Source organism: Leucobacter sp. Ag1 (genome assembly GCF_000980875.1).
Lineage (GTDB): Bacteria > Actinomycetota > Actinomycetes > Actinomycetales > Microbacteriaceae > Leucobacter > Leucobacter iarius.
Window position 1 is genome coordinate 18,392 of sequence record NZ_LAYO01000084.1, and the last position, 21,109, is coordinate 39,500.

The following is a 21,109-nucleotide window of genomic DNA, read 5'->3' on the forward strand; positions in this document are numbered from 1 at the left end:
GGGAATAGGCGTGATCCGGAACTCGTCAGAGCTCAGATCTCCAGCTCGTCGAGGAGCACCGCCAACCACTCGGAATCCTGCTGCGCGAGGACCTCGGGGCTCGTCGCCGCGCCGTGCCCGGCGTTCTCGAACACGTGCAGCAGAATCGGCGCCTCCCCGCGCTGCGCGGCCTGCAGCCTCGCGACGAACTTGCGCGCCTGCCAGGGCGGGCAGCGGGGATCGGTGGCCCCGGCCTGCACGTACACCGCAGGGAACCGCGCGGGCTCGACGAGCTCGTAGGGCGAGTTGCCCGCGAGCCGCCGAACATCCTCGGCGACGTCGGGATCGCCCCAGGCCTTGCGGATCACGAACTCGAGGTAGGGATCGCGGATCCCGCCGATGAGGTCGAGCAGGGGCGCACGAGGCAGCACCGCGCGCCAGAGATCCGGACGGGTCGTCACGGCGACTCCGCACATGAGCCCGCCGTCGGATCCGCCGGTGAGCGCGAGCCCGCCCTGCGCCGCGATCCCGGTCGCGAGCAGGTGCTCGGCGACGGCGACGAGATCGCCGTCGCGCACGTGCCGACGCTCGCGGTGCGCGCCGCGGAACCAGTCGCTGCCGAGTTCGCCTCCGCCCCGCAGATAGGCCTGCACGAGCGTGCCGCCGGCCGCGACGAACGCGGCGAGGTCGCCCTGGTACTGCGGCAGCAGCGGCACGTTGGCCGCTCCGTAGGCCGAGATGAGCACGGGCGCGGGCGCCGCAGGATCGGCGCCCGCCGGGCGCACCACGTGGAAGGGGATCCCGGTGCCGTCGAGCGCGGTGGCGCAGGCGAGCTCGACCGTCGCGTCGAGCTCGATCCCGGGCGCCCGCAGCGTCTCGAGCGCGCCGGTCGCCGGCAGGTAGCGGTACACGCCCCACGAGGTGGTGAGCGTGGAGAACGCGAAGACGTAACCGTCCCGCTCGCTCGCGGGCGGATTCGCGGCGAGCGCGGTGAGGGCGAAGAACGGGGATCCGATCGCGCCCTCGCCGGGCAGCGGCACCCGGCCCGGCTCTCCGGGCAGCTCGCGTCCGTCGAGCCCGAGGATCCGCACGAACGCGACCGTGCGGTCGAAGCCGTGCAGCAGGAGGCGGTCGCCGACCGGGGTGATCGCGCGCAGCACGGTGTCGCCCTGCGGCACGAGCTCGGTCCAGGTGCTCGGATCGTCGGGGTGCGCGGCGTCGAGCGGGATCGCGACGACGCGCCCCCGCGGGGCGTCGACGTCGGTGACCGCGATGTAGGCGTCGCCCACGATGTGGCCGGCGACCGTGCCTCCGGGGCCGAGCGGGAGCCCCGTGACGAAGGGCCGCCAGGGCTCCCCCGGGGTGTCGAGCGCGCGCACGGCGACCGGTGCGGGGCTGCCGAGCCGGTGGCTCGCGACGGCCCGCCGGCCATCGGCCGAGTACTGCAGCCGGGTGTACTCGCGCGACCCCTCGGGGATCGGCACGGCCTCGATCCGCGTGCCGTCGCCGATGCGGTGCTCGAACACGGCCTGCGCGAAGTCCTCGGGTCGGCCGGTGAGGGCGAAGAAGGAGAATCCGAGACTGTCGGGCCACCAGCTCACGCCCCCGGCCCAGGCGCTGTGCAGGGTCTGCGGCGGAGCGTCGGCGCGCTCCGCGCCGGTGCCGACGTCGACGATGCGGATCCGGTGGTGCTCGCTGCCGTCGGTGCAGACGCCGAGCGCGAGCAGCCGGCCGTCGGGCGAGGGCGCGAGCCAGGACAGGGTGGGGGCGGGCGCGTCGGTCCCGAGCTCCGGGTCGCGGAAGTCGGCGAGCCGCGCGAGCACCCGACCGGGCCCGTAGGGGGTGTCGGCGACGAGCACCTCCGGGCCGTTCGGGCCGGCTTCGGCGCGGAACCAGTGCCCCGCGGCGGGTGCGGGCAGCTCGGGCCGCGCGCCGTCGTCGAAGGCCTCGACGAGCGCGCGAGCGCGCTCCAGGTGCCCGCCCGCGGCGATGGTGGAGACGGCGAGCGCGGCCTGCTCCCGCTGCCAGTCGCGCACCTCGGCGGTATCGGCTTCGAGCCAGCGGTAGGGGTCGGGGATCCGCACGCCCGCGGGCTCCGAGAACTCGGTCCCGGTGCGGGTCGGCGGGGAGGCGGGGCTCACGGCTGCTCCTTCGCGTCAGGGGTCCCGAGGCCGAACTCGGCCCGGAGGCGCTCGAAGGCGCCGGGCACGCGATTGGCCTCGCGCAGGTGCACCACGGCGTCGAACGCCGCGGGGAAGTCGTCGACGGGGTCGAGCTCGCCGCCGGCGAGGATCCCGCTCGCTCCGGCCAGCAGCTCGGCGAGCTCGGGATCCGCGCCGGCGTCGAGGCGCAGCAGCACCGCGACGGATTCCGCGCCCGCGGTCTCGGGTGCGGGCAGGACCCGTTCGAGCGCCGCTTCGAGGCTGCCCGGCACGGGACCCCGGTGGTCGAGCAGCACGTCGCAGTCGAAGGGGCGCGGCGACCGCTGCTCGAACCGCACGAGCGGGCCGTAGGCGTAGGAGGTCGCGATCGCGCGATACGCGGATCCCGGTTCGCCGGCGAGCAGGGATCCGAGGGTCGCCCGGCCGTGCAGCGGGGTCCGGCGCACGTGCGAGTTGTGCGCGAGCAGGATCGTCCGCCCGTACCGCTCGGCGATCCAGCGCACGGTGTCGGCCATGAACCGCTCGCGCGGGTAGGGGCGGGGAGCACCGTCGGGGCCCGGTCCGTCGACGAAGTCGAGCTCGCCGAGGAAGGCCTCGAGCGAGGCCGCGGCCCGCTGCGCGATCCCGTCGTCCTGCGCGCGCACGCGCTCGATGAGACCGCGGATCACGGCGACCAGCTCGGCCCGCTCCGCGGGGTCCATCCGGTCGAGCGCGATGGCCGCCTCGGTGCGTCCGCCGAGATCGGAGCGACGGAGCAGCTCGGCGTCGCCGGGCAGCGCGGGGATCCGGTCGAGGCAGGCCCGCACGGCGGGTCCCGGCGAGGTCGAGGATCCGGGGAGGTCGATGCCGATCACCCGCACGCGGCGTTCCGGGTGGGCGAGGTTCCAGTCGCGGAGCCCGGCGAGCATGCGCTGCACCTGGGGCGAGGCGCCGAACCCGTAGGTCATGCCGTCGCGGGCGACCGCGTCGAGGTCGGCATCGCGGCCGGCGCCGCCGACCCACGCGTCGAGCGCGAGGGACTCGGCGAAGCCGGACTCGATGGCGACCGCGGCGAACGGCGCGACGGCCCCGCCCGGATCCTGCACGAGCGCGCGCACGATCAGGTCCTGCACGGTCTGCACGTCGGCGACGCTGTGCGCGGCCTCCCCGACCGCGAGCACGCGGGCGCCGCGCGCGAGCGCGCGCACCGCAGCGGCGTCCTCCGCGGCGATCGATCCGGGATCGATCGCCGCGGAGTCGACCGCCGAAGCGGCGAAGCTGCGGAGCGCGCGCACGGGGGTTACTTCTGCCCCTCGGTGAAGTACCACTGCTCGGGCGAGTAGATGAAGCTGAGCAGCGCGTTGAAGGTCTCGGGCGGGCCGCTCAGGGTGTCCTTCCACACGACGAGGGTATCCGGCGTCGGCAACCACAGCGCGGGCAGTTCCTCGCCGATCAGCGTGCCCTCGACGGCGAGCGCCTGCTCGTCGAGACCGTAGGTCGAGGCCGAGATGGCCGTGTCGACCTCGGGGTTCGAGTAGCTGCCGAGGTTGAAGCTGCCGTCGGTGTTGAACACGGTGTTGCTCGTCGGGTACCCGGCCGCCTGGTAGAGCGGACCGAAGTCCTGCATCGCCCACTCGTTGGTCTTGGCCGGGGCGAAGCTGTTGCCGTAGTTCTCGTACATGTAGTTCAGCGACTTCGTGACGACCTTGATGTCGATGCCGACCTTCTTCGCCTCGGAGACGAAGGCGAGGTCGCGGGCGCCCACGTAGGCCGGGGTGTTGGCCGACGCGATCGTGAAGCTGATCTTCTGCCCCTGCGCGATCCCCTCGCCGCACTGGCCCGCGCCCGTTCCCGGGTTCGTGCAGGTGGTGCCCTTGGGGTCGACGGTCCAGCCGTTGTCGGTCAGCAGCTTCTGCGCGGCCTTCGGGTCGAACGGGTACGGCGGCTTGTCGCCGAACTTCGGCGGGAAGGGCGACTCCGCGCCGAGCGGGCTGTAGTTCTCCTCGCCCGCGCCGTTGTATACGCCGCGGCTCTTGACGTAGCCGGGCTGGTCGATGAGCTGCTGCAGGGCCTGGCGCACGTACTTCTGCGCGATGACCTTGTCGAACCCGTCGACCGTGTTCTTGAAGTTGATGATGAGCGAGTCGAAGCGGGCCGGCGCCGGTGCACCGTAGACGTGGTAGCCCTTCTTCTGCAGCGCGGGGATCTGCGAGGCGAAGCTCGAGTCGAGCGTGCCGACGGTGAGCTTGCCCGCCTTGTACTGGTTCAGCACGGCCGAGGCCGAGGTGAACGCCTTGAAGTCGACCTGGGCGAGGCGGTGCTCGCCGGGGCCGCTGTACTTCGTGTTCGGCGTGAGCGAGTACGAGCCGGTCGTGGGTTCGAACGACTTCAGCTGGTACGGACCGTTCACGATCTTCCACAGCGGGTTCGTGGCGAAGGTCGACTGGTCGGCGGACTGCGAGGTGAGGTACGCGTAGATCGCCTTCGCGTTCTCGGGCTTCGTGAAGTCGAGCAGCGGGCCGCCCGTCTTCGCGACGCTCCAGTCGGCCGACGGCATCACGTAGATGAGTTCGAGCATCGACAGCAGGTAGGACGGGTTGTAGACCTTCTCGAGCTGGAGCACGAGGGTTTTGTCGTCGAGAGCGGTCGCGGTGACGCCGTCGGGGAACTGGCCGGGCGTGTAGAAGCTCCAGTTGGCGGGGCTCTCGGCGATCGCGGCCTTGAGCAGGGCGAGCGAGAATACCACGTCCTTCGAGGTGACCGGCTTGCCGTTCGACCACTGGTAGTCCTTCATCGTGATCGTCACGGTCTTGCCGTCGGCGCTCGTCTTCGGCAGCTCGGCGAGGCTCGATCCGGGATCCACGATCTCGCCGCCCGTGCCGCTCGGGCGGTAGAGCGCGCGCCAGAGCATGCCGCGGGCGATCACGGTGCCGCTGGCCTCGGCCGGCGGGTACGGATAGATGTAGTTCGGGCTGAGGCCGGGGGTCAGCGCGACGGTCGCGGTGCCGCCGGTCTGCGGCTTGCCCGATTCCTTGGGCAGGGTCGAGTAGTCGGACTTCGCGTCGGTCGGGCCGGCGCAGCCGGAGAGCAGCAGTGCTCCCGCGGCTGCGACGACGACCGCGATGCGGGCGCCTCGGCGGGTGAGGATCGTCATGTGGGTTCTCCTGGTTCGGAAGGGGAAGGGTCGTTCGGGGCGGCTACTCGCCGCGGCGGTCGAGGGCGTCGCGCAGGGCGTCGCCGAGCAGGTTGAGGGCGAGCACCGTGAGCACGATGCAGCCGCCGACCGGGTAGATGAGCCACCAGTAGTCGGAGGCGATGAAGGTGACGCCCGCGGAGAGCTGGCTGCCCCAGTCGGTCACCGGGTAGGTGAGGCCGAAGCCGAGGAAGCCGAGCGCCGCGATCGTGAGGATCGCGTCGGCGACCTGGAAGGTGACGTTCACCACGATCACGCCGACGGTGTTCGGGATCAGGTGGGTGAAGATGAGGCGGCGGTTCTTCGCCCCCATGAGCCGGGCGGCGAGCACGAACTCGCGGACCCGGAGCGAGAGCACCTCGCTGCGGATGAGGCGGGCGATCACGAGCCACGAGAAGCCGCCGATCACGAGCGCGAGGGTGACCGGCGTGGCGGTGAACCGGGCCGACAGGATCAGCACGAAGAACATGAACGGGATCGCAAGCAGGGTGTCGACGACGCGCATCATGAACCCGTCGAGCACCCCGCCGACGAGGCCGGCGATCGCGCCGTAGATGGTGCCGACCACCGTCGCGACGAGCGCCGCGAGCAGACCGATCTGCAGCGAGACCTGCCCGCCGAGCATCATGCGGCCGAGCACGTCGAAGCCGTTGCTGTCGGTGCCGAGCGGATACCCGTCGCCGGGCGGCAGCGCGGCGTTCAGCAGGTCGACGTCGGTCTGGTTGGTGCGGTAGACGAGGGGCCCGACGAAGCAGAACAGGAGCAGCGCGACGAGGATCGAGGCGCCGGTCACGCCGAGCTTGTTGCGCATGAGCGAGCGCAGCACCGCGCGGAAGGAGCGGGGCGGCCGGGTGACGGCGATGAGGCTCGTCGGATCGGGCTCGGGCTTCGCGGTCGAGGTCTGCACGACCGCTTCCTCGGCGACGGCGGCAGCGGGCTCGTGGTTCGATGCGGTCATTTCTTCAGCTCGATCCGTCGGTCGGCTCGCGCGACCATGAGGTCGGCGATGAAGTTGCCGGCGACCGTGAGGACGCCGCCGATGAGGGTGTAGGCCAGCAGCACCGGGTAGTCCTCGCGGTGCAGGCTGTTGAGGAACAGGAGCCCGAGGCCCGGGTAGTTGAACACGGACTCGACGATCAGGTTGCCCGCCAGCAGGATCGGGATCTGGATGCCGACGAGGGTGATGAGCGGGATGCATGCGTTGCGCAGCAGGTGCTTCGTGAGCACCATGCGCTCCGGCAGGCCCTTCGCCCGCGCCACCTTGATGTAGTCCTGGCCGAGCTGCTCGAGCGCCGAGGAGCGCTGGTACTGCGAGAACACGACCACGTTGGTCACGGTCAGGGTGATGAGCGGCAGTGCCATCGCCCTCGGATCGGTGAAGATCACCCACGGCGAGGACGACTGCGACGCCTCCGCCGGGAAGATCGGGATCGCCTGGCTGAGGATCGCGATCAGCAGCAGCGCGATCAGGAACGAGGGCGTCGCGTAGAGCACGTAGGAGACCGCCGTCGCGGCACGATCCATGAAGGAGTTCTTGCGGACCGCCTGCGCGATGCCGAGCGGGATCGCGATGATCAGCGACAGGATCAGCCCGGCGAACGAGAGCATCGCGCTGCGACCGGCGTTCTGCCACAGCAGCACCGAGACCTGCTCGTTGAGCTTGTAGGAGCGGCCGAGATCGCCCCGCACCAGGTCGCCCAGGTAGCTGACGTACTGCACCAGCACCGGGCGATCGTAGCCGTGCTCCTCGTTGAACGCGGCCACCGCCTGGGGCGATGCCTGCGGGCCGAGCACCGCGCGGCCCGGGCTGTCCGAGATGAAGTGCAGCATGAGGAACACCACGAGCGAGAGCCCGAGGAGCACGAGCAGCGAGACGGCGATGCGCCGCAGGACGTACATGGTCATCGTGCGCCTCCCAGCGCCGGTTCGGACTGGGGCTCGACCCCGGATCGCGGCGCCGCCGCGGACGCGACGAGCTCCTGCAGCGGGAAGTGGCAGGCGACGCCGTGCGTGGCGGTCACCGCGCGCATGGCGGGCTCCTCCGTCGCGCACCGCTCGGTGGCGAGCGGGCAGCGGGTGCGGAACCGGCACCCGCTCGGCGGATCCAGCGGGCTCGGCAGCTCGCCCGTGATCCGCTCGCCCGCCGGCTGCGCCGCCGCCTCGGGATCGGCCACCGGCACCGCCGAGAGCAGGCCGGCCGTGTACGGGTGCGCGGCCGAACCGTACACCTCGTCGGTCGATCCGACCTCGACCAGCTTGCCGAGGTACATCACGCCCACCCGATCCGACAGGTAGCGGACCACCGAGAGATCGTGCGAGATGACGACGCTCGACAGCCCCCGCTCGATCTGCAGGCGGCGCATCAGGTTGAGTACCTGCGAGCGGATCGACACGTCGAGGGCGCTCACCGGCTCGTCCGCGACGAGCACGCGAGGATCGAGCGTGAGCGAGCGGGCGAGACCGATGCGCTGGCGCTGCCCGCCCGACAGCTCGTAGGGGTAGCGGTCGAGGATCCCGGCGCCGAGCCCCACGCTGTCGAGCAGCTCGCGCGCCGTCGCCGTGCGCTCCGCCTGCGTGCCGATCCCCTGGATCGCGAGCGGCTCGCGCAGGATCTGCCCGATCCGCATCTTCGGATCGAGCGCAGCGCTCGAATCCTGGAACATCATCTGCAGCTGCGTGCGCCGCACCCCGAGCTCGCGCGGCTTCAGCCCCGACACCCGAGCCCCGTCGAGCCGCACCTCGCCCGACGTCGGCGCGTCGAGCGCGACGAGCATGCGGCCGAGCGACGACTTGCCGCAGCCGGACTCGCCGACCAGACCGAAGGTCTCGCCCGCGCCCACCTCGAAGCTCACGCCGTCGACCGCCTTCACCGTGCGGCGCTTCCCCGTCAGCCGGAAGCCCGAGACGGGGTGCTCCCGCCGGACATCGACGACCCGCAGGCGCGGCTCCTCGGCGCCGGTCGCGGCCTCCGCCGCGTTCGCGGCCTCCTCGGCCGCATCCGTCGGTCGCGCGAACGCCCGCTGGCGCACCGTGATCGTCTTCGCGATCACCGGGTTCCAGCACGCGAACCCGTGCCCCTCCGCCGACGCCTCGAGCGTCGGCGGATACTCCTCGCGGCAGCGCGCGCTCGCCGCCGAGCAGCGGGGCGCGAAGCGGCAGCCCGGCGGCTGCTCCGCGGGATCGGGCGGCGATCCGGGGATGCTGAACAGCTCGACGTCGCGATCCTGCTCGAGCGACGGGATCGACGACAGCAGCGCGTGCGTGTACTGGTGCCGGGTGTCGCTGAACAGCTGCGCGGTCGGGCCGGTCTCGACCAGGCGCCCCGCGTACATCACGCCGACGCGATCGGCGTAGCGCGCAACGACGCCCATGTCGTGCGTCACCAGGATCATCGACATGCCGAGCTGCCGCTTCAGGCCGTCGAGCAGTTCGAGGATCTCGGCCTGGATGGTCACGTCGAGCGCGGTGGTGGGCTCGTCGGCGATCACGAGCTTCGGCTCGCACATGAGCGCCATCGCGATCATCACGCGCTGGCGCATGCCGCCGGACAGCTGGTGCGGGTAGTCCGAGAGCCGCTCGGACGGTCGCGGGATCCCCACGAGCGCCAGCATCTCCTCGGCTGCCTTCAGCGCCGCGGCGCGGCTGCCGCCCCGGTGCAGCCGGTACGGCTCCGCGATCTGCTCGCCGATGCGGCGCGTGGGGTTCAGCGAGGTCAGCGAGTCCTGGAACACCATCGCGATGTCGTTGCCGCGGATCCCCCGGTACGCCTCCGGCGCCAGCCCGACGAGCTCGCGGCCGTCGAACTCGATCGACCCGCCCGTCACCCGTCCGCCCGCGGGCAGCATGCCCATCACCGCGAGGCCGGTCATCGACTTGCCCGATCCCGTCTCGCCGACGATCCCGAGCGTCTCGCCGCGCGCGACCGACAGGCTCACCCCGGTGACCGGCCGCACGAGGCGGTCGCCGCGGCGGATCTCGACCGTGAGATCTCTGATCGTCAGCATGCTGCGCTCCCTTGCGCGATCTGGAACCGGGTCCCGGCTCGGAGTGGTGGATGGTTCAGTGGCTCATGTTCGATGGTGCGGGAGCGGGCCCCGCGACGGTTCGTCGGCTCCTGCGAAGCCGCGGCGGATCATTCGTCGGGCGCGACGAACGCCCCCGCTCCGGTCCCCGCGGAACCGACGGTGCGACCGGCCGACGGCACCCCGAGCTCGGCGCGGAAGAGGCGGCGCACGTTGCCGCCGAGTACCGCGAGGATATCGCCCTCCCGCCACCCGCGACGCAGCAGCGCGTCCGTGAGCAGTGGGAGCCCCGCGGGCCCCTCCAGGCCGGGCAGGTACGCGTCCGCGGCGACACCCGCCACCTCGGTCGCCTCGCAGCAGGGCGGCGTCGTCTCGGCGAGCACCTCCTTCAGGAAGTCGGGGCCGAGGCCGACGTGCTCGATGCCCGCGACCGACACGAGGTGCTCCAGGTGGTCGACCAGCCGATCGACCGAGAAATCGGACGCGTGCAGGAACGGCGCGTAGAAGTTCGCGCAGACCACGCCTCCGCCCACCGCGATGCCGCGCAGCTGCTCATCGCTGAGGTTGCGGTGGTGATCGAACAGGGCCCGCGCCGAGGAGTGCGTCGCGATCACGGGCCGGCTCGCGAGCTCGAGCACATGACCGACGCCCGCGGCGCCGAGGTGGCTCACGTCGAACAGCATGCCGAGCCGCTCCATCTCGGCCACCGCCCGCACGCCGGCGCTCGTCAGCCGGCTCCCCGTCGCATCCTCTCCGCTGCCGTCGGCGAAGCCGCCCCGCCCGAAGTGGGCGAGCGACGCCACCCGCACCCCGAGGCGGTGCACCGTCTCGAGCAGCTCGACGTCGTCGCCGATCCCGTGCGCTCCTTCGAGCGCGAGCACCAGGCCGATCCGCCCGGACTCCGCGGCGGCATCGAGATCCGCGCCGTCGAGGCAGAGACGCACGGCGTCCGCGTTCTCCGCGGCGGCGCGCCGCCCGGCCTCGAGCATGCGGAGCGTGCGCCGAAGCGCCCCCTCCGGACGGTAGGCGTCCTCGATGAACACGGGCAGCACCTGCAGGTCGACGCCGCCCGCCCGCAGCTGCGGCACCCAGCGCTCGCCGAAGAAGCTCCCCCACCGATCGACCGGTCGGGCCACGACCGCGCACAGCAGGTCGTTGTGAGTATCGGCGACGTAGGCGCGGCGATGCAGTTCGGCGGCCGCCGGCGACGGCGCACTCCCGGCGCTCACGCGTCCACCCGCACGTCCGCGCGACCGGTGTGCAGGATCCCGGCACGGCCGCGCGCGTCCGGCGCGAGGAACGCGACCGGCTGGTGCACCCCGCCCTCGGGCTCGACCGGCAGCAGCGCGTCGCCGCGCCAGCCCACGAGCTCGCTGCGATAGGGCAGGTCGCCGAGCTCGGCGACGATCCCGACGGGGACGCGCTCGAGCCAGAGCCGGCCGTCGACGTCGATCCGCACCTCGGTGATCGCGGTGCTCGACGCGTAGCGGCCGGTGAAGCGCTCGGGATCCGCCGGCAACGGCGCCGGATCGTTCGCCGGATCGGCCGCCGGGCGCGGCGGCTCCGCCGGAGCGATCCCGGCGAACTCCTCGAGCACGCGGTCGGCGATCTCGGCGAACACCGGCTTCGCATCCCCGCCGTTCGTGAGGACCGCGACCGCGATCCCGCGCGCGGGCACGAGGCGCAGCAGTGCGGACTGCCCGATCGTGCTGCCGTCGTGGCCGATCACCCAGCCGCCGTCGCGCTGCCACATCTCCCAGCCGAGCCCCCAGGCGGTGCCCTGCGCGATCTCGGGCAGCAGGATCTGCGGGTGCTGCATCTCGCGGATCGCGCTCGCACCGAGCAGCTCCTCCCCCGGAACCGCGCGTCCGCCTGCGAGGTGCAGGCGCGCGAACGCGATCAGGTCCTCGGCGCGCATCGCGAGCCGGGAACCCGCCGGCGAATTCGACCGGGCCATCGCCCAGGTGCGCGTCGGGGCGAGCGGAGCGTCGGGATCCTCGCGCACGTGCCCGACCGCGGCCGCCTGCAGGATCGCATCCCCCGCATCGCCCGCCGCGCGGTCGAGCCCGAGCGGATCGAGCAGGCGCTCGCGCAGCGCGCGATCGAAGGGGACGCCCTCGATCACCTCGATGATGCGGCCGAGCACGCAGATGCCCGCATTGTTGTAGGAGAACATCGTGCCCGGCGCGAAGAGCTGCGGGGTCGTCGCGAGCTCCGCGACGTAGCGCTCCAGGCAGTCGTCGTTCTCACCCGTGTCGGTGAACACGTCGCCCTCGAAACCGGAGCTGTGGCAGAGGAGCTGCCGCACCGTGATCCGTTCCGCGGCCGCCGCGTCGGCCAGGGCGAACTCGGGCAGGATGCTCCGCACGGTCGCGTCGAGGTCGAGACGCCCCTCGTCGGCGAGGCGCATCGCGAGGGTCGCGGTGAGCACCTTCGTGACGGAGCCGATCTGGAACACCGCGTCGCTCGTGACCGGCACGCCGGTGCGCAGGTTCAGCACGCCGGCCGCGACGGTGATCGTCTCGTCCCCGATCGCGACCGCGAGCGAGGCGCCCGGCACCCCGTGCTCGGCGAGCAGCTCGGGCAGGCGCGCGGCGAGGTGGTCGCGCAGGGCGCGCGTGCGGTGGCTTATGCGGTCGCTCGGTCCGGCGTCCGCCCGGTCGTCCGTACGGTGGCTCGGTCCGGCGTCAGCCCGGTGACTCGTTCGCGGCATGATGGCCCCCTTCACCCTCGATGCGCACGAGCCTAGGGAAAGCGCGGAAGCCCTGATTCGTCGAACCCGACGAGCCGCCCGGGCCGCGCTCGTCGGCCCGGCCGAACCCTTGGCATGCGTTCGCGGTGGAACTGCGGTTTTCGGAGATGGCGGTGTTCGTGCCGAGGAACGGTGTCGGTGTCGAGAGCCGGTCCGCCTTTCCAGAATCGGTCCGCGTGGTGAGGATGGGGGCAGAATGACGACATTCATGCGGGGCTCTCGACAGGAGCACCGTTCCCCGACACGAGCACCGACTCTCAGCAGGAATGCCGCTCCTCGAAGGGCAGCCCGCCCCTCGACACGACCACCGCCCGCGGCGGAGCGGACGGCCGGGCACCGCCTATCCTGGTTCCATGCCGTCCGATGAGTTCGTGGAGCAGGTGCTCGCGGTCGTCGCGCGCATCCCCGAAGGGCGGGTGATGACCTACGGCGATATCGCCGAGGCCATCGGATCCCGTGCGCCGCGCGCCGTCGGCAAGGTGCTCGCGCTGTTCGGCCACGCGGTTCCCTGGTGGCGGGTCGTCCCGTCCTCGGGCGAGCCGCCCCGTGGCCACTCGGCCTCCGCACTGCCGCACTACCTCGAGGAGGGCACGCCGCTGCGCGGCGAGCCGAAGCCCGACGGGTACCGCATCGCCCTGTCGAGCGCCCGTCTCGGCTGGGACCATGAGATCTACGAAGGGATCGCCCCGTGAACGCACCCCTGCGCCTCGGATTCGCCCGAGGGGTCGCCCCCACCAAGTGGGCGAACCGGTGGAAGGCGATCTTCCCCGAGACCCCGCTCGTGCTGGTTCCGCTGACCCCGGCCGGGCGTCTGCCCGCCGGCGAGGAGCCCGTCGACGTGCTGCTGGAGCGGGTCGCGCCGGGCGGCGAGGCCGAGTCGTCCTCGGGCGAGGATCGCACCCGGCACGGCGTCCGCCTCTACGTCGAGTCGCTCGCGCTCGTGCTGCCCGTCGAGCACGAACTCGCCGAGGCGACCGTGATCGAGCCCGACGGTCTGGCCCTGGTCCACCTGCTCGACCACCCCGACCACGCGGCCGAGTGGCCCGAGCCGCAGCCCTGGGCGGATCCGTCCTGGGCCCCGAAGAACGTGCGCGCCGCGCTCGAGCTCGTCGGGACCGGCCTGGGCGGGATCCTGCTGCCGCTGCCGTTCGCGCGCCACCTCGCGAACAAGCGCGCGCACGTGATCGTGCCGCTCTCTCCGGCCTTCGAGCTGCCCGGCACCGAGATCTGGGCGAGCTGGGACCGTTCGCGCGACGACGCGACGGTGCAGCAGTTCATCGGCGTGCTCCGCGGCCGCACGGGCCGCAGCTCGCGCGGCGAGGATCCGGGCGCGGATGACGCGGCCCAGGCGGATGATGCTGCGGCGAGCGCCTCGGTCGGAGCCGGGCAGTCCGGCGGGCCCGAGCGGAAGCCCGCCGCGAAGAAGCCCGCGGCGAAGCAGGCCGGTGGCCAGGCGGGCGCGAAGGCGCCCAAGCGGGCCCTGCCGAAGAACTCCCGCGGGGCGCAGCTCGCCGCCGCGGCCGAGAAGCGCGAACGCGCGAAGCGGGCGAAGGCGGCCGAGAAGCAGAAGCAGGCGAAGCGCCGCAAGCGCTAGTCGCCGGCCACGTCCTCCCGGGCCGCGACGAACGCCGCGACGCAGGCGTCGATCTGTTCGGGGGTGTGCGCCGCCGAGAGCTGCACGCGGATCCGCGCCTCTCCCTTCGGCACCACGGGATAGCTGAACGCCGTCACGAACACGCCCCGCGAGCGCATGCCCTCGGCCACCCGCTGGGTCAGCACCGCGTCGCGGAACATGACGGGCACGATCGGGTGCTCGCCGGGCAGCAGCTCGAACCCCTCGGCTTCCATGGCCGAGCGGAACCGTGCGGCGTTCGCGACGAGCCGCTCCCGGGCGTCGTGCGCGCCCTCGGCGATGTCGAGCGCCGCGAGGGTGCCTGCGACGATCGCCGGCGAGAGGGTGTTCGAGAACAGGTACGGGCGGGCGCGCTGGCGCAGTAGCGCGATGACCTCGCGATGCCCGGCGACGTAGCCGCCGGACGCCCCGCCGAGCGCCTTGCCGAAGGTGCCGGTGAGCAGGTCGATGCGCCCCTCGACGCCCCGCAGCTCGGGGGTGCCGCGCCCGTGCGCTCCGAGGAACCCGACCGCGTGCGAATCGTCGACGAGCACGAGCGCGGCGTACTGCTCGGCGAGGTCGCAGATCGCTTCGAGCGGGGCGATGGCGCCGTCCATCGAGAACACGCCGTCGGTGACGATCACACGGAAGCGCGCGTCGGCGGCCTCGCGCAGGCGGGCTTCGAGCTCGGCGAGATCCCCGTTCGCGTAGCGCAGACGGCGGGCCTTCGAGAGGCGGATCCCGTCGATGAGCGAGGCATGGTTCAGGGCGTCCGAGATGATCGCGTCCTCGGCGCCGAACAGGGTCTCGAAGACGCCGCCGTTCGCGTCGAAGCACGACGAGAACAGGATCGCGTCGTCCACGCCGAGGAATCGGGCGAGGCGGCGTTCGAGGTCGAGGTGCTGGGTCTGGGTGCCGCAGATGAACCGGACGCTCGCGAGACCGTAGCCCCACTCGTCGAGCGCGTCCTTCGCGGCGGCCACGAGCCGCGGATCGTCGGCGAGGCCCAGGTAGTCGTTCGCGCAGAAGTTCAGCATTTCGCGCTCCCCGGGGGCGGTTCCGTCGCCCGCGTCGGCTCCGGCGACCCGGATCCGGGGGCCCTGCGCCCCGCGGATCCCGAGCTCGCCCTTGGTGAGGCCCGCCTCGTCGATCCCGCGCAGCTCGTCGGCCGCGTGCTCCTTGAATGCTCCGTACATCACAGCTCCGTCCAGTCGAGGATGATCTTGCCCGTGCTCGCCGCGCCCGCGGCGGCGAACGCCGATTCCCACTCGCGCGCGGGCCGCACCTCGGCGATCACCGAGGAGATCCGCTCGCGCAGTTCGGCGCTCGTCTGCAGCATCGCGGCCATGGCGTTCCAGGTCTCGAACATCTCGCGCCCGTAGATCCCCTTGAGCGTGAGCATGTGAGTGACGACCTTGCCCCAGTCGACCGCGAAGTCCGAGCTCGGCAGTCCGAGCATGGCGACGCGGCCGCCGTGGTTGAGGTTCTCAAGCATCTCGGGCAGCGCGGTCGGTGCCCCGCTCATCTCGAACCCGATGTCGAAGCCCTCGCGCATGCCGAGCTCGCCCTGAGCGTCGCGGATCCGGCGCTCGGCCACGTTGACGACCGCGTCGGCTCCGAGGCCCTGCGCGAGCGCGAGCCGCTGCGCGCTGACGTCGGTCGCGGCGATGAAGCGCGCCCCGACGTGGCGGGCGATCGCGATCGACATGAGCCCGATGGGCCCGCAGCCGCTGACGAGCACGTCCTCGCCGACGAGCGGGAAGGCGAGCGCCGTGTGGACGGCGTTGCCGAGCGGATCGAAGATCGCGCCGAGCTCCGGCGCGATGTCGCCCTGGTGCACCCAGACGTTGCTGGCGGGCAGGGTCAGGAACTCGGCGAACGCGCCGTCGCGGTGCAGTCCGAGCCCGACGGTGCGGATGCACATCTGCCGACGGCCCGCCCGGCAGTTGCGGCAGGTGCCGCAGACGATGTGGCCTTCGCCCGAGACCCGGTCCCCGATCGCGACGTCGCAGACCTGGTCGCCGACCTCGACGACCTCGCCGTAGAACTCGTGCCCCGGGATGAGCGGTGCGGCGATGTTGCCCGCCGCCCAGTCGTCCCAGCGCATGATGTGCAGGTCGGTGCCGCAGATCCCCGTGCGGAGGATCCGGATCTTCACCTCGCCCGGCCCGCAGATGGGTTCGGGCACGTCGGTCAGGGTCAGTCCCGCGCCCGGCGCGGTCTTCACGAGTGCTCTCATGCGTCCAATCTCGCGCCCCCGAGGATTCAGAACAAGCGCTAGTGTCTTCACTATCTCTGTAGATAGACCTTCATCATCGAAGTCGGGATCGGAGCGCTGATGGAACTGCGGCAGCTCGAAGTGCTGCGCGAGCTCGAGGCCCTCGGCAGCGTCACCGCCGTCGCCGAGATGATGCACGTCACCCCCTCGGCCGTGTCGCAGCAGATCGCCGCGCTGCAGCGGGAGTTCCGCACGCCGCTCACCCGCAGGCAGGGTCGCGCGCTCGCGCTCACCGAGGCCGGTCGCGCGCTCGCACGGGCCGGAGTCGACGTGGTCGAGGCGATGGCCGCCGCCCGCCACGCGGTCGAGGACTTCGAGCAGTCGTCGACGGGCGCGGTGACCCTCAGCGGCTTCCACAGCGTCGGGCAGGCGCTCTACGGCCGCGTGCTCGCCGAGCTCGAGGCGCTTCCCGAGCGCCCGGAACTGCACCTCTCGGACGAGGACGTCTCGCAGGAGGAGTTCCCGGCGCTCACGGCCCACCACGACCTCGTGCTCGCGCACCGCCTCGAGCACAGCCCTCCGTGGCCGGCCGACGGCCTGACGGCGCTGCCCCTCGCGCAGGAACCGATCGACGTGGCTCTCGCCGTGGGCCACCCGCTCGCGTCGCGCTCCGCGCTAAGCCCCGCGGACGTCGCCGGGGAGCGCTGGGTGACGAGCCGCGGCGGTTTCTCCCCCGACGATCTGCTCGGATCCGTCGCGGCGCTCGCCGACCGCCCGCTGACCGTGGCGCACCGCATCAACGACTACGGCTCGGTGGCGTCGGTGGTCGCAGCGGGAGGCGCGATCGGACTGGTCCCCCGCTACACGGTCGGCCGCGCGGCGGAGGGTCTCGCGCTGCGCCCGCTCTCGGGGATCAGCGCCACGCGGCGCATCGACGTGCTGACCCGTCCCGAGAACCTGCACCGGCGCTCGGTGCAGCTCGTCGTGATGGCGCTGCGCTCCGCCATGGCCGGGCTCATCGCGCTGGGGTCCTGACCGGGATCTCCTAGAGCTGGTTCGCCGCCACGTCGAAGGTGCCGCAGGAGTTGGGGCCCTTCTCGTAGCCGGTCATGAACCAGCGCTGCCGCTGCTCGGAGGTGCCGTGCGTGAACGCGTCGGGGTTCACGCCGCGGCCCGAGCGCTTCATGATGTTGTCGTCGCCGACCGCGGCGGCCGCATCGAGCGCGTCGGCGATCTGCGCCTTCGTGACCGGCTTCAGGAGCAGCACGCCGTTCTTGTCGGGGATCGTCGACGCATCCTTGACCCAGGCGCCCGCGAAGCAGTCCGCCTGCAGTTCGAGGCGCACGGACCCCGAGCTCGCGCCCGAGGCGTTGCCCGCGCTCTGGAGGGATCCGATGAGCTTCGAGATGTGGTGCCCCCACTCGTGCGCGAGCACGTACATCTGAGCGAGCGAACCGGCGGAGGCGCCGAAGTCGGTGCGCAGCGTCGCGAAGAACGTCGGGTCGATGTACACCGTCTCATCGCTCGGGCAGTAGAACGGGCCGGTCGCGTTCGAGGCCGTGCCGCACGGCGAACTCGTGACCCCGTCGTAGATGACGAAGCCGGGCGAGCGGTACCCGCCGACCTGCTCCGCCCAGTACCGGTCGAGCGAGTTGCTCGCGCCGGCCAGACGGCAGTCGTCGTCGCGGTTCGCGTCGGCGCCCGAGGCGCACTGATCCATGCCCGTGGCCTGCTCCTGGCCCGTCCCGACCGGATCCGTCGTGATCGAGTTCGCGAGCGGGGTCAGGTTGACGCCGAGGATGTTGGAGAGCGCGAAGAGCACGATCATGCCGACGATGCCGATGCCGCCGCCCACGGCGACCTTGCCGCCGGCGCCGCCGCGACGGCGCTGCACGCCGCTGGTGTCGATCTGGGCGTTGTCGTTGAAGGTCAAAGCTACTCCCGCTGGTGATCGCCTGGTGCTGCGAGCATTGATTTCATGCGGATCTTTGGCCGCCTGTTGTGACCGATTCTAGGGCGTGATGAGAGGTTTTTCGGACTCCTTGCGGACCCGCGTGACGCCATTTTCCTTGAGAGCAGCAACGATTCACACTGCATCGAGGCTCTCGTGCGAGCGTCGCACCTTCTCATTTACGGCGAACCCCTCCTCATCATTCCCAGCGACGTAGGCGTCGATCCACGCCTCAAGCAAGCCAGCAAGCTTCCCGTGCTCAGCTGCGTAGTCGGCACCCGTGGGAATACCAGCGTTGACCCGCTGAGCAAGCGTGATCGCAACGCGGTCATGAAGATCAATGATCCGTGAGTACTCGGCCCGCCGGCTTGCCTGGAGGTGAGACATTATGGCTCGGTTCAACGCAAGAATCTCGTACCGTCTCGCGGCGTACTTGTCTCGATCGAGGTGCGTGGTCGCAATGCGCTCAAGGTCCAGAATTGCTATTACAACGTTGAACCGTAGACGGAGAATCTCTCGATGAGTGGCGTCCGTCCGCTCAAGATCGAGTTGCTTCCGCAACAGCGCTTCGTTCGCATCCCGCTGTTCGAGAAACTGTTTTCTCTGCGCTTCAAGTTGCTCCCGGTGCTGCCGAGTTTGGACGCGCAGAGTGACGATAAGGACGAGAACCATGACGAGACCCGAGAGCAGAGCTCCAAGGAATCCGCTCAAGAGCTGGAAGACGTCTGGACTGGTCACTGTTCCAAGAATCTGCATGCCCTGAACATAGCGCCACCACAACGCATACAGGCGGGGGCGAATCCTCACACTCTTCGTTACGCGCGGGTGGAGTGGTCGCTGACCGTCCCGCCCGAACACACGTTCCGTCTAGCTGGTGTCCACGAGCAGGTTTGTCCGCGAAAATGCCCACGGAAACTAGCTCCAAATCCGCAGGATCACACGATTTCCCAGTCCACATGACTGACTTTGCGAACAGAAGGTCATGTCGCGCTCCCGCTGGTGCTCCGCCCGTGCGGTGCGCACCGACGGTTCGCGGCCGATGACCGCCCGCTGCGACCGATTCTATGAGGTCCCCCGAGGTTCGCGCAGGTCGGATCCGACGGAACGGGACCGCGCCCTCGGCGGCCCGGACTCGGCGAGCCGCCACGGGCGCGGAGAGCAATGTCACCCTTCCCGTATTCCGATTCGGTAACCGGTAGCCTGATCCGACCTCCCCGACACGCAGAAGGATCCGGATCGATGAAGATTTCCCGCCTCACCGCACCTCTGGCCGCGGCAGTGCTCCTGTTCGGAACGGCAGGATGCACGAACGACGACGGAGGCTCGCGCAGCAGCGTCGATGTGAGCCTCATCTCGCACATCGCGCCGGACCCCGCCGCGGAAGAGCTGCTCCCGCAGGACGTGCGCGACCGGGGCGTCCTCCGCATCGGGATCAACCCGAACTATCCCCCGAACGAGTTCAAGGACGCGAGCGGGGCACCCGCCGGATGGGGCGTCGACCTCGGAGACGCGGTCGCTGCGAGACTCGGACTGAAGCCGCAGTGGCAGTCCATGCAGTTCGACAGCATCATTCCCCGCATCCACGGAGGGACCCTCGACATGAGCTCTTCCTCGTTCACCGACACCGTCGAACGCCAGAAGTCGGTCGACTTCGTCGACTACTACGAAGCAGGATCCCAGTGGGTCTCCCCCAAGGGGAAGCCGGTCGATCCGAACCGGGCGTGCGGTCTGCGGATCGCGGTGAAGGCGACGACCGTGCAGGAGACCGTGGAGCTCCCGGCCCGCAGCGAGAAGTGCGTGGCGGCGGGGAAGGAACCGCTGCGGGTCGTGGCGTTCAGCCTGCAACCGGAAGCCACCCAGGCCGTCGCCTCGGGAGGCGCTGACGCCTTCTCCGCGGACTCTCCGATCGCCGGCGACGCCGTCGCGCAGCTGGGCGATCACTTGCAGCTGTCGGGCGACGTGTTCGATGCCGCGCCGTACGGGCTGGTGACGCCCCGCGGCAGTGCGCTCACGCGGGCGGTGCAGGCTGCGGTGCAGTCCCTGATGGACGACGGCACGTACGGGAAGATCCTGCGCGGCGCCGGATTCGAGTCCGGCGCCGTCGACCGCGCGACGGTCAACGGCGCCCGGGCGTAGCGGTCCCGGCGGAGACGGCTGCGATCAGCGATCCGCGAACGAGTCCGTCGCGCGCACGAGCGCGTCGACGATGCCGGGCTCGCTCGCCGCGTGGCCCGCGTCGGGGATCATCTCGAACGACGCCTCGGGCCAGGCGCGGTGCAGATCCCACGCCGTGGTCGCCGGCGTGCAGGCGTCGTAGCGACCCTGCACGATCACCCCGGGGATCCCGGCGAGCTTCTCGGCGGCGTCGCGGATCAGCTGGCCGTCCTCCATCCACCCGCCGTTCGAGAAGTAGTGGTTCTCGATGCGGGCGAAGGCGACCGCCATGGCCGTGTCGGTGCGGGCTGCAGCGATCGCCGCGGTGTCGGGGATCAGCCGGATCGTGGAGTGCTCCCACACGGTCCAGGCGACACCGACGGGCGTGTGCACGGCCGGGTCCGCGTCGAACAGGCGGCGGTGGTACGCCGCGACGAGGTCCCCGCGCTCCGCTTCGGGGATCACCGAGAGGTACTCCTCCCAGACGTCCGGGAACAGCTGCGAGGCGCCCTCCTGATAGAACCAGTCGATCTCGCTGCGGCGCAGCGTGAAGATACCGCGCAGTACGAGCTCCGTCACGCGGTCGGCGTGGGTCTGCGCGTAGGCGAGCGCCAGGGTCGACCCCCAGGATCCGCCGAACACCTGCCAACGGTCGATGCCGAGGTGCTCGCGCAGGCGCTCGATGTCGGCGACGAGGTGCCAGGTGGTGTTCGTCGACAGGTCGGCGTCGGGCGCGCTCGCGTGCGGGATGCTGCGGCCGCAGCCGCGCTGGTCGAACAGCACAATGCGGTATCTCGCGGGATCGAAGTACCGTCGGTGGTCGGGTGAGCCGCCGCCGCCCGGACCGCCGTGGAGGAACACGACCGGCTTGCCCGCGGGGTTGCCGCTCTCCTCCCAGAAGACCTCGTGCCCGTCGCCCACCGGCAGCAGGCCGGAACGGTTCGGTTCGATCGCGGGGTACAGGGTGCGCAGCGGTGCGGTCATACCCTCAGCCTAGTGAGGGTGGTTCGCGCCGAAGCTCCGAGCGACTTATCCACAGGCATTCATCGGGCGTTCCGTTCCAGCGTCCGATCGACCAGGCTCCTGC

At 71.3% G+C, this 21,109-nt stretch carries 17 protein-coding genes; 4 read left to right on the top strand and 13 right to left on the bottom strand.

Annotated features, from left to right (window positions below):
- Positions 1 to 32: 32 nt before the first annotated feature.
- The 8 genes from XM48_RS05575 to XM48_RS05610 form a co-directional block, all read right to left on the bottom strand.
- The gene (locus XM48_RS05575) at positions 33 to 2,120 is read right to left on the bottom strand and encodes a prolyl oligopeptidase family serine peptidase (protein ID WP_046454814.1); all 2,088 of its coding nucleotides are present in this window, start codon (positions 2,118 to 2,120) and stop codon (positions 33 to 35) included.
- Positions 2,117 to 3,415 (bottom strand): erythromycin esterase family protein, encoded by a 1,299-nt coding sequence (locus XM48_RS05580; RefSeq protein ID WP_046454815.1) that lies wholly within the window; start codon positions 3,413 to 3,415, stop codon positions 2,117 to 2,119. Before XM48_RS05580 ends, XM48_RS05575 begins: the two co-directional genes overlap by 4 nt.
- 5 nt (positions 3,416 to 3,420) lie before the next feature.
- Entirely contained in the window at positions 3,421 to 5,274 is a 1,854-nt protein-coding gene (locus XM48_RS05585; RefSeq protein WP_046454816.1) for an ABC transporter substrate-binding protein, read from the bottom strand.
- A 43-nt stretch (positions 5,275 to 5,317) separates the two neighbouring features.
- Positions 5,318 to 6,271, bottom strand: a complete 954-nt coding sequence (locus tag XM48_RS05590; RefSeq protein ID WP_084821018.1) for an ABC transporter permease — start codon at positions 6,269 to 6,271, stop codon at positions 5,318 to 5,320.
- Entirely contained in the window at positions 6,268 to 7,218 is a 951-nt protein-coding gene (locus XM48_RS05595; protein WP_046454817.1) for an ABC transporter permease, read from the bottom strand. Before XM48_RS05595 ends, XM48_RS05590 begins: the two co-directional genes overlap by 4 nt.
- Entirely contained in the window at positions 7,215 to 9,317 is a 2,103-nt protein-coding gene (locus XM48_RS05600; protein ID WP_046454818.1) for an ABC transporter ATP-binding protein, read from the bottom strand. The genes XM48_RS05595 and XM48_RS05600 overlap by 4 nt, the downstream gene beginning before the upstream one ends.
- 128 nt (positions 9,318 to 9,445) lie before the next feature.
- The gene (locus tag XM48_RS05605; RefSeq protein WP_046454819.1) at positions 9,446 to 10,564 is read right to left on the bottom strand and encodes a dipeptidase; all 1,119 of its coding nucleotides are present in this window, start codon (positions 10,562 to 10,564) and stop codon (positions 9,446 to 9,448) included.
- The gene (locus XM48_RS05610) at positions 10,561 to 12,048 is read right to left on the bottom strand and encodes a serine hydrolase (protein ID WP_084821019.1); all 1,488 of its coding nucleotides are present in this window, start codon (positions 12,046 to 12,048) and stop codon (positions 10,561 to 10,563) included. Before XM48_RS05610 ends, XM48_RS05605 begins: the two co-directional genes overlap by 4 nt.
- Positions 12,049 to 12,440: 392 nt before the next feature.
- On the opposite strand from XM48_RS05610, the gene XM48_RS05615 reads away from it, so the two are divergent.
- Positions 12,441 to 12,779: an MGMT family protein gene (locus XM48_RS05615; protein WP_046454820.1), complete on the top strand. Its 339-nt coding sequence runs from the start codon at positions 12,441 to 12,443 to the stop codon at positions 12,777 to 12,779.
- A complete protein-coding gene (locus tag XM48_RS05620; protein ID WP_046454821.1) occupies positions 12,776 to 13,681 on the top strand; it encodes a LysR substrate-binding domain-containing protein in 906 nt (301 codons plus the stop codon). The genes XM48_RS05615 and XM48_RS05620 overlap by 4 nt, the downstream gene beginning before the upstream one ends.
- Here the strand turns inward: XM48_RS05620 and XM48_RS05625 are convergent.
- Together XM48_RS05625 and tdh are read right to left on the bottom strand one after the other, a co-directional pair.
- A complete protein-coding gene (locus tag XM48_RS05625; protein WP_046454822.1) occupies positions 13,678 to 14,895 on the bottom strand; it encodes a glycine C-acetyltransferase in 1,218 nt (405 codons plus the stop codon). The two genes, XM48_RS05620 and XM48_RS05625, sit on opposite strands and share 4 nt — an antisense overlap.
- Positions 14,895 to 15,938, bottom strand: coding sequence for an L-threonine 3-dehydrogenase (tdh, locus tag XM48_RS05630; RefSeq protein ID WP_046454823.1), 1,044 nt, complete (start codon positions 15,936 to 15,938; stop codon positions 14,895 to 14,897). The genes XM48_RS05625 and tdh overlap by 1 nt, the downstream gene beginning before the upstream one ends.
- 99 nt (positions 15,939 to 16,037) lie before the next feature.
- Between tdh and XM48_RS05635 the strand changes: the two genes are divergently transcribed.
- The gene (locus XM48_RS05635) at positions 16,038 to 16,952 is read left to right on the top strand and encodes a LysR family transcriptional regulator (RefSeq protein WP_046454824.1); all 915 of its coding nucleotides are present in this window, start codon (positions 16,038 to 16,040) and stop codon (positions 16,950 to 16,952) included.
- A gap of 10 nt (positions 16,953 to 16,962) precedes the next feature.
- On the opposite strand, the gene XM48_RS05640 is transcribed toward XM48_RS05635, so the two are convergent.
- A complete protein-coding gene (locus XM48_RS05640) occupies positions 16,963 to 17,850 on the bottom strand; it encodes a neutral zinc metallopeptidase (protein ID WP_046454825.1) in 888 nt (295 codons plus the stop codon).
- 153 nt (positions 17,851 to 18,003) lie between these two features.
- Positions 18,004 to 18,624, bottom strand: a complete 621-nt coding sequence (locus XM48_RS05645) for a hypothetical protein (RefSeq protein WP_156174937.1) — start codon at positions 18,622 to 18,624, stop codon at positions 18,004 to 18,006.
- 483 nt (positions 18,625 to 19,107) lie between these two features.
- Between XM48_RS05645 and XM48_RS05650 the strand changes: the two genes are divergently transcribed.
- Entirely contained in the window at positions 19,108 to 20,004 is an 897-nt protein-coding gene (locus tag XM48_RS05650) for an ABC transporter substrate-binding protein (RefSeq protein WP_046454827.1), read from the top strand.
- Positions 20,005 to 20,028: 24 nt separating this feature from the next.
- Here the strand turns inward: XM48_RS05650 and pip are convergent, their stop codons facing one another.
- A complete protein-coding gene (gene pip / locus XM48_RS05655) occupies positions 20,029 to 21,006 on the bottom strand; it encodes a prolyl aminopeptidase (protein WP_197074153.1) in 978 nt (325 codons plus the stop codon).
- Positions 21,007 to 21,109: the final 103 nt, after the last annotated feature.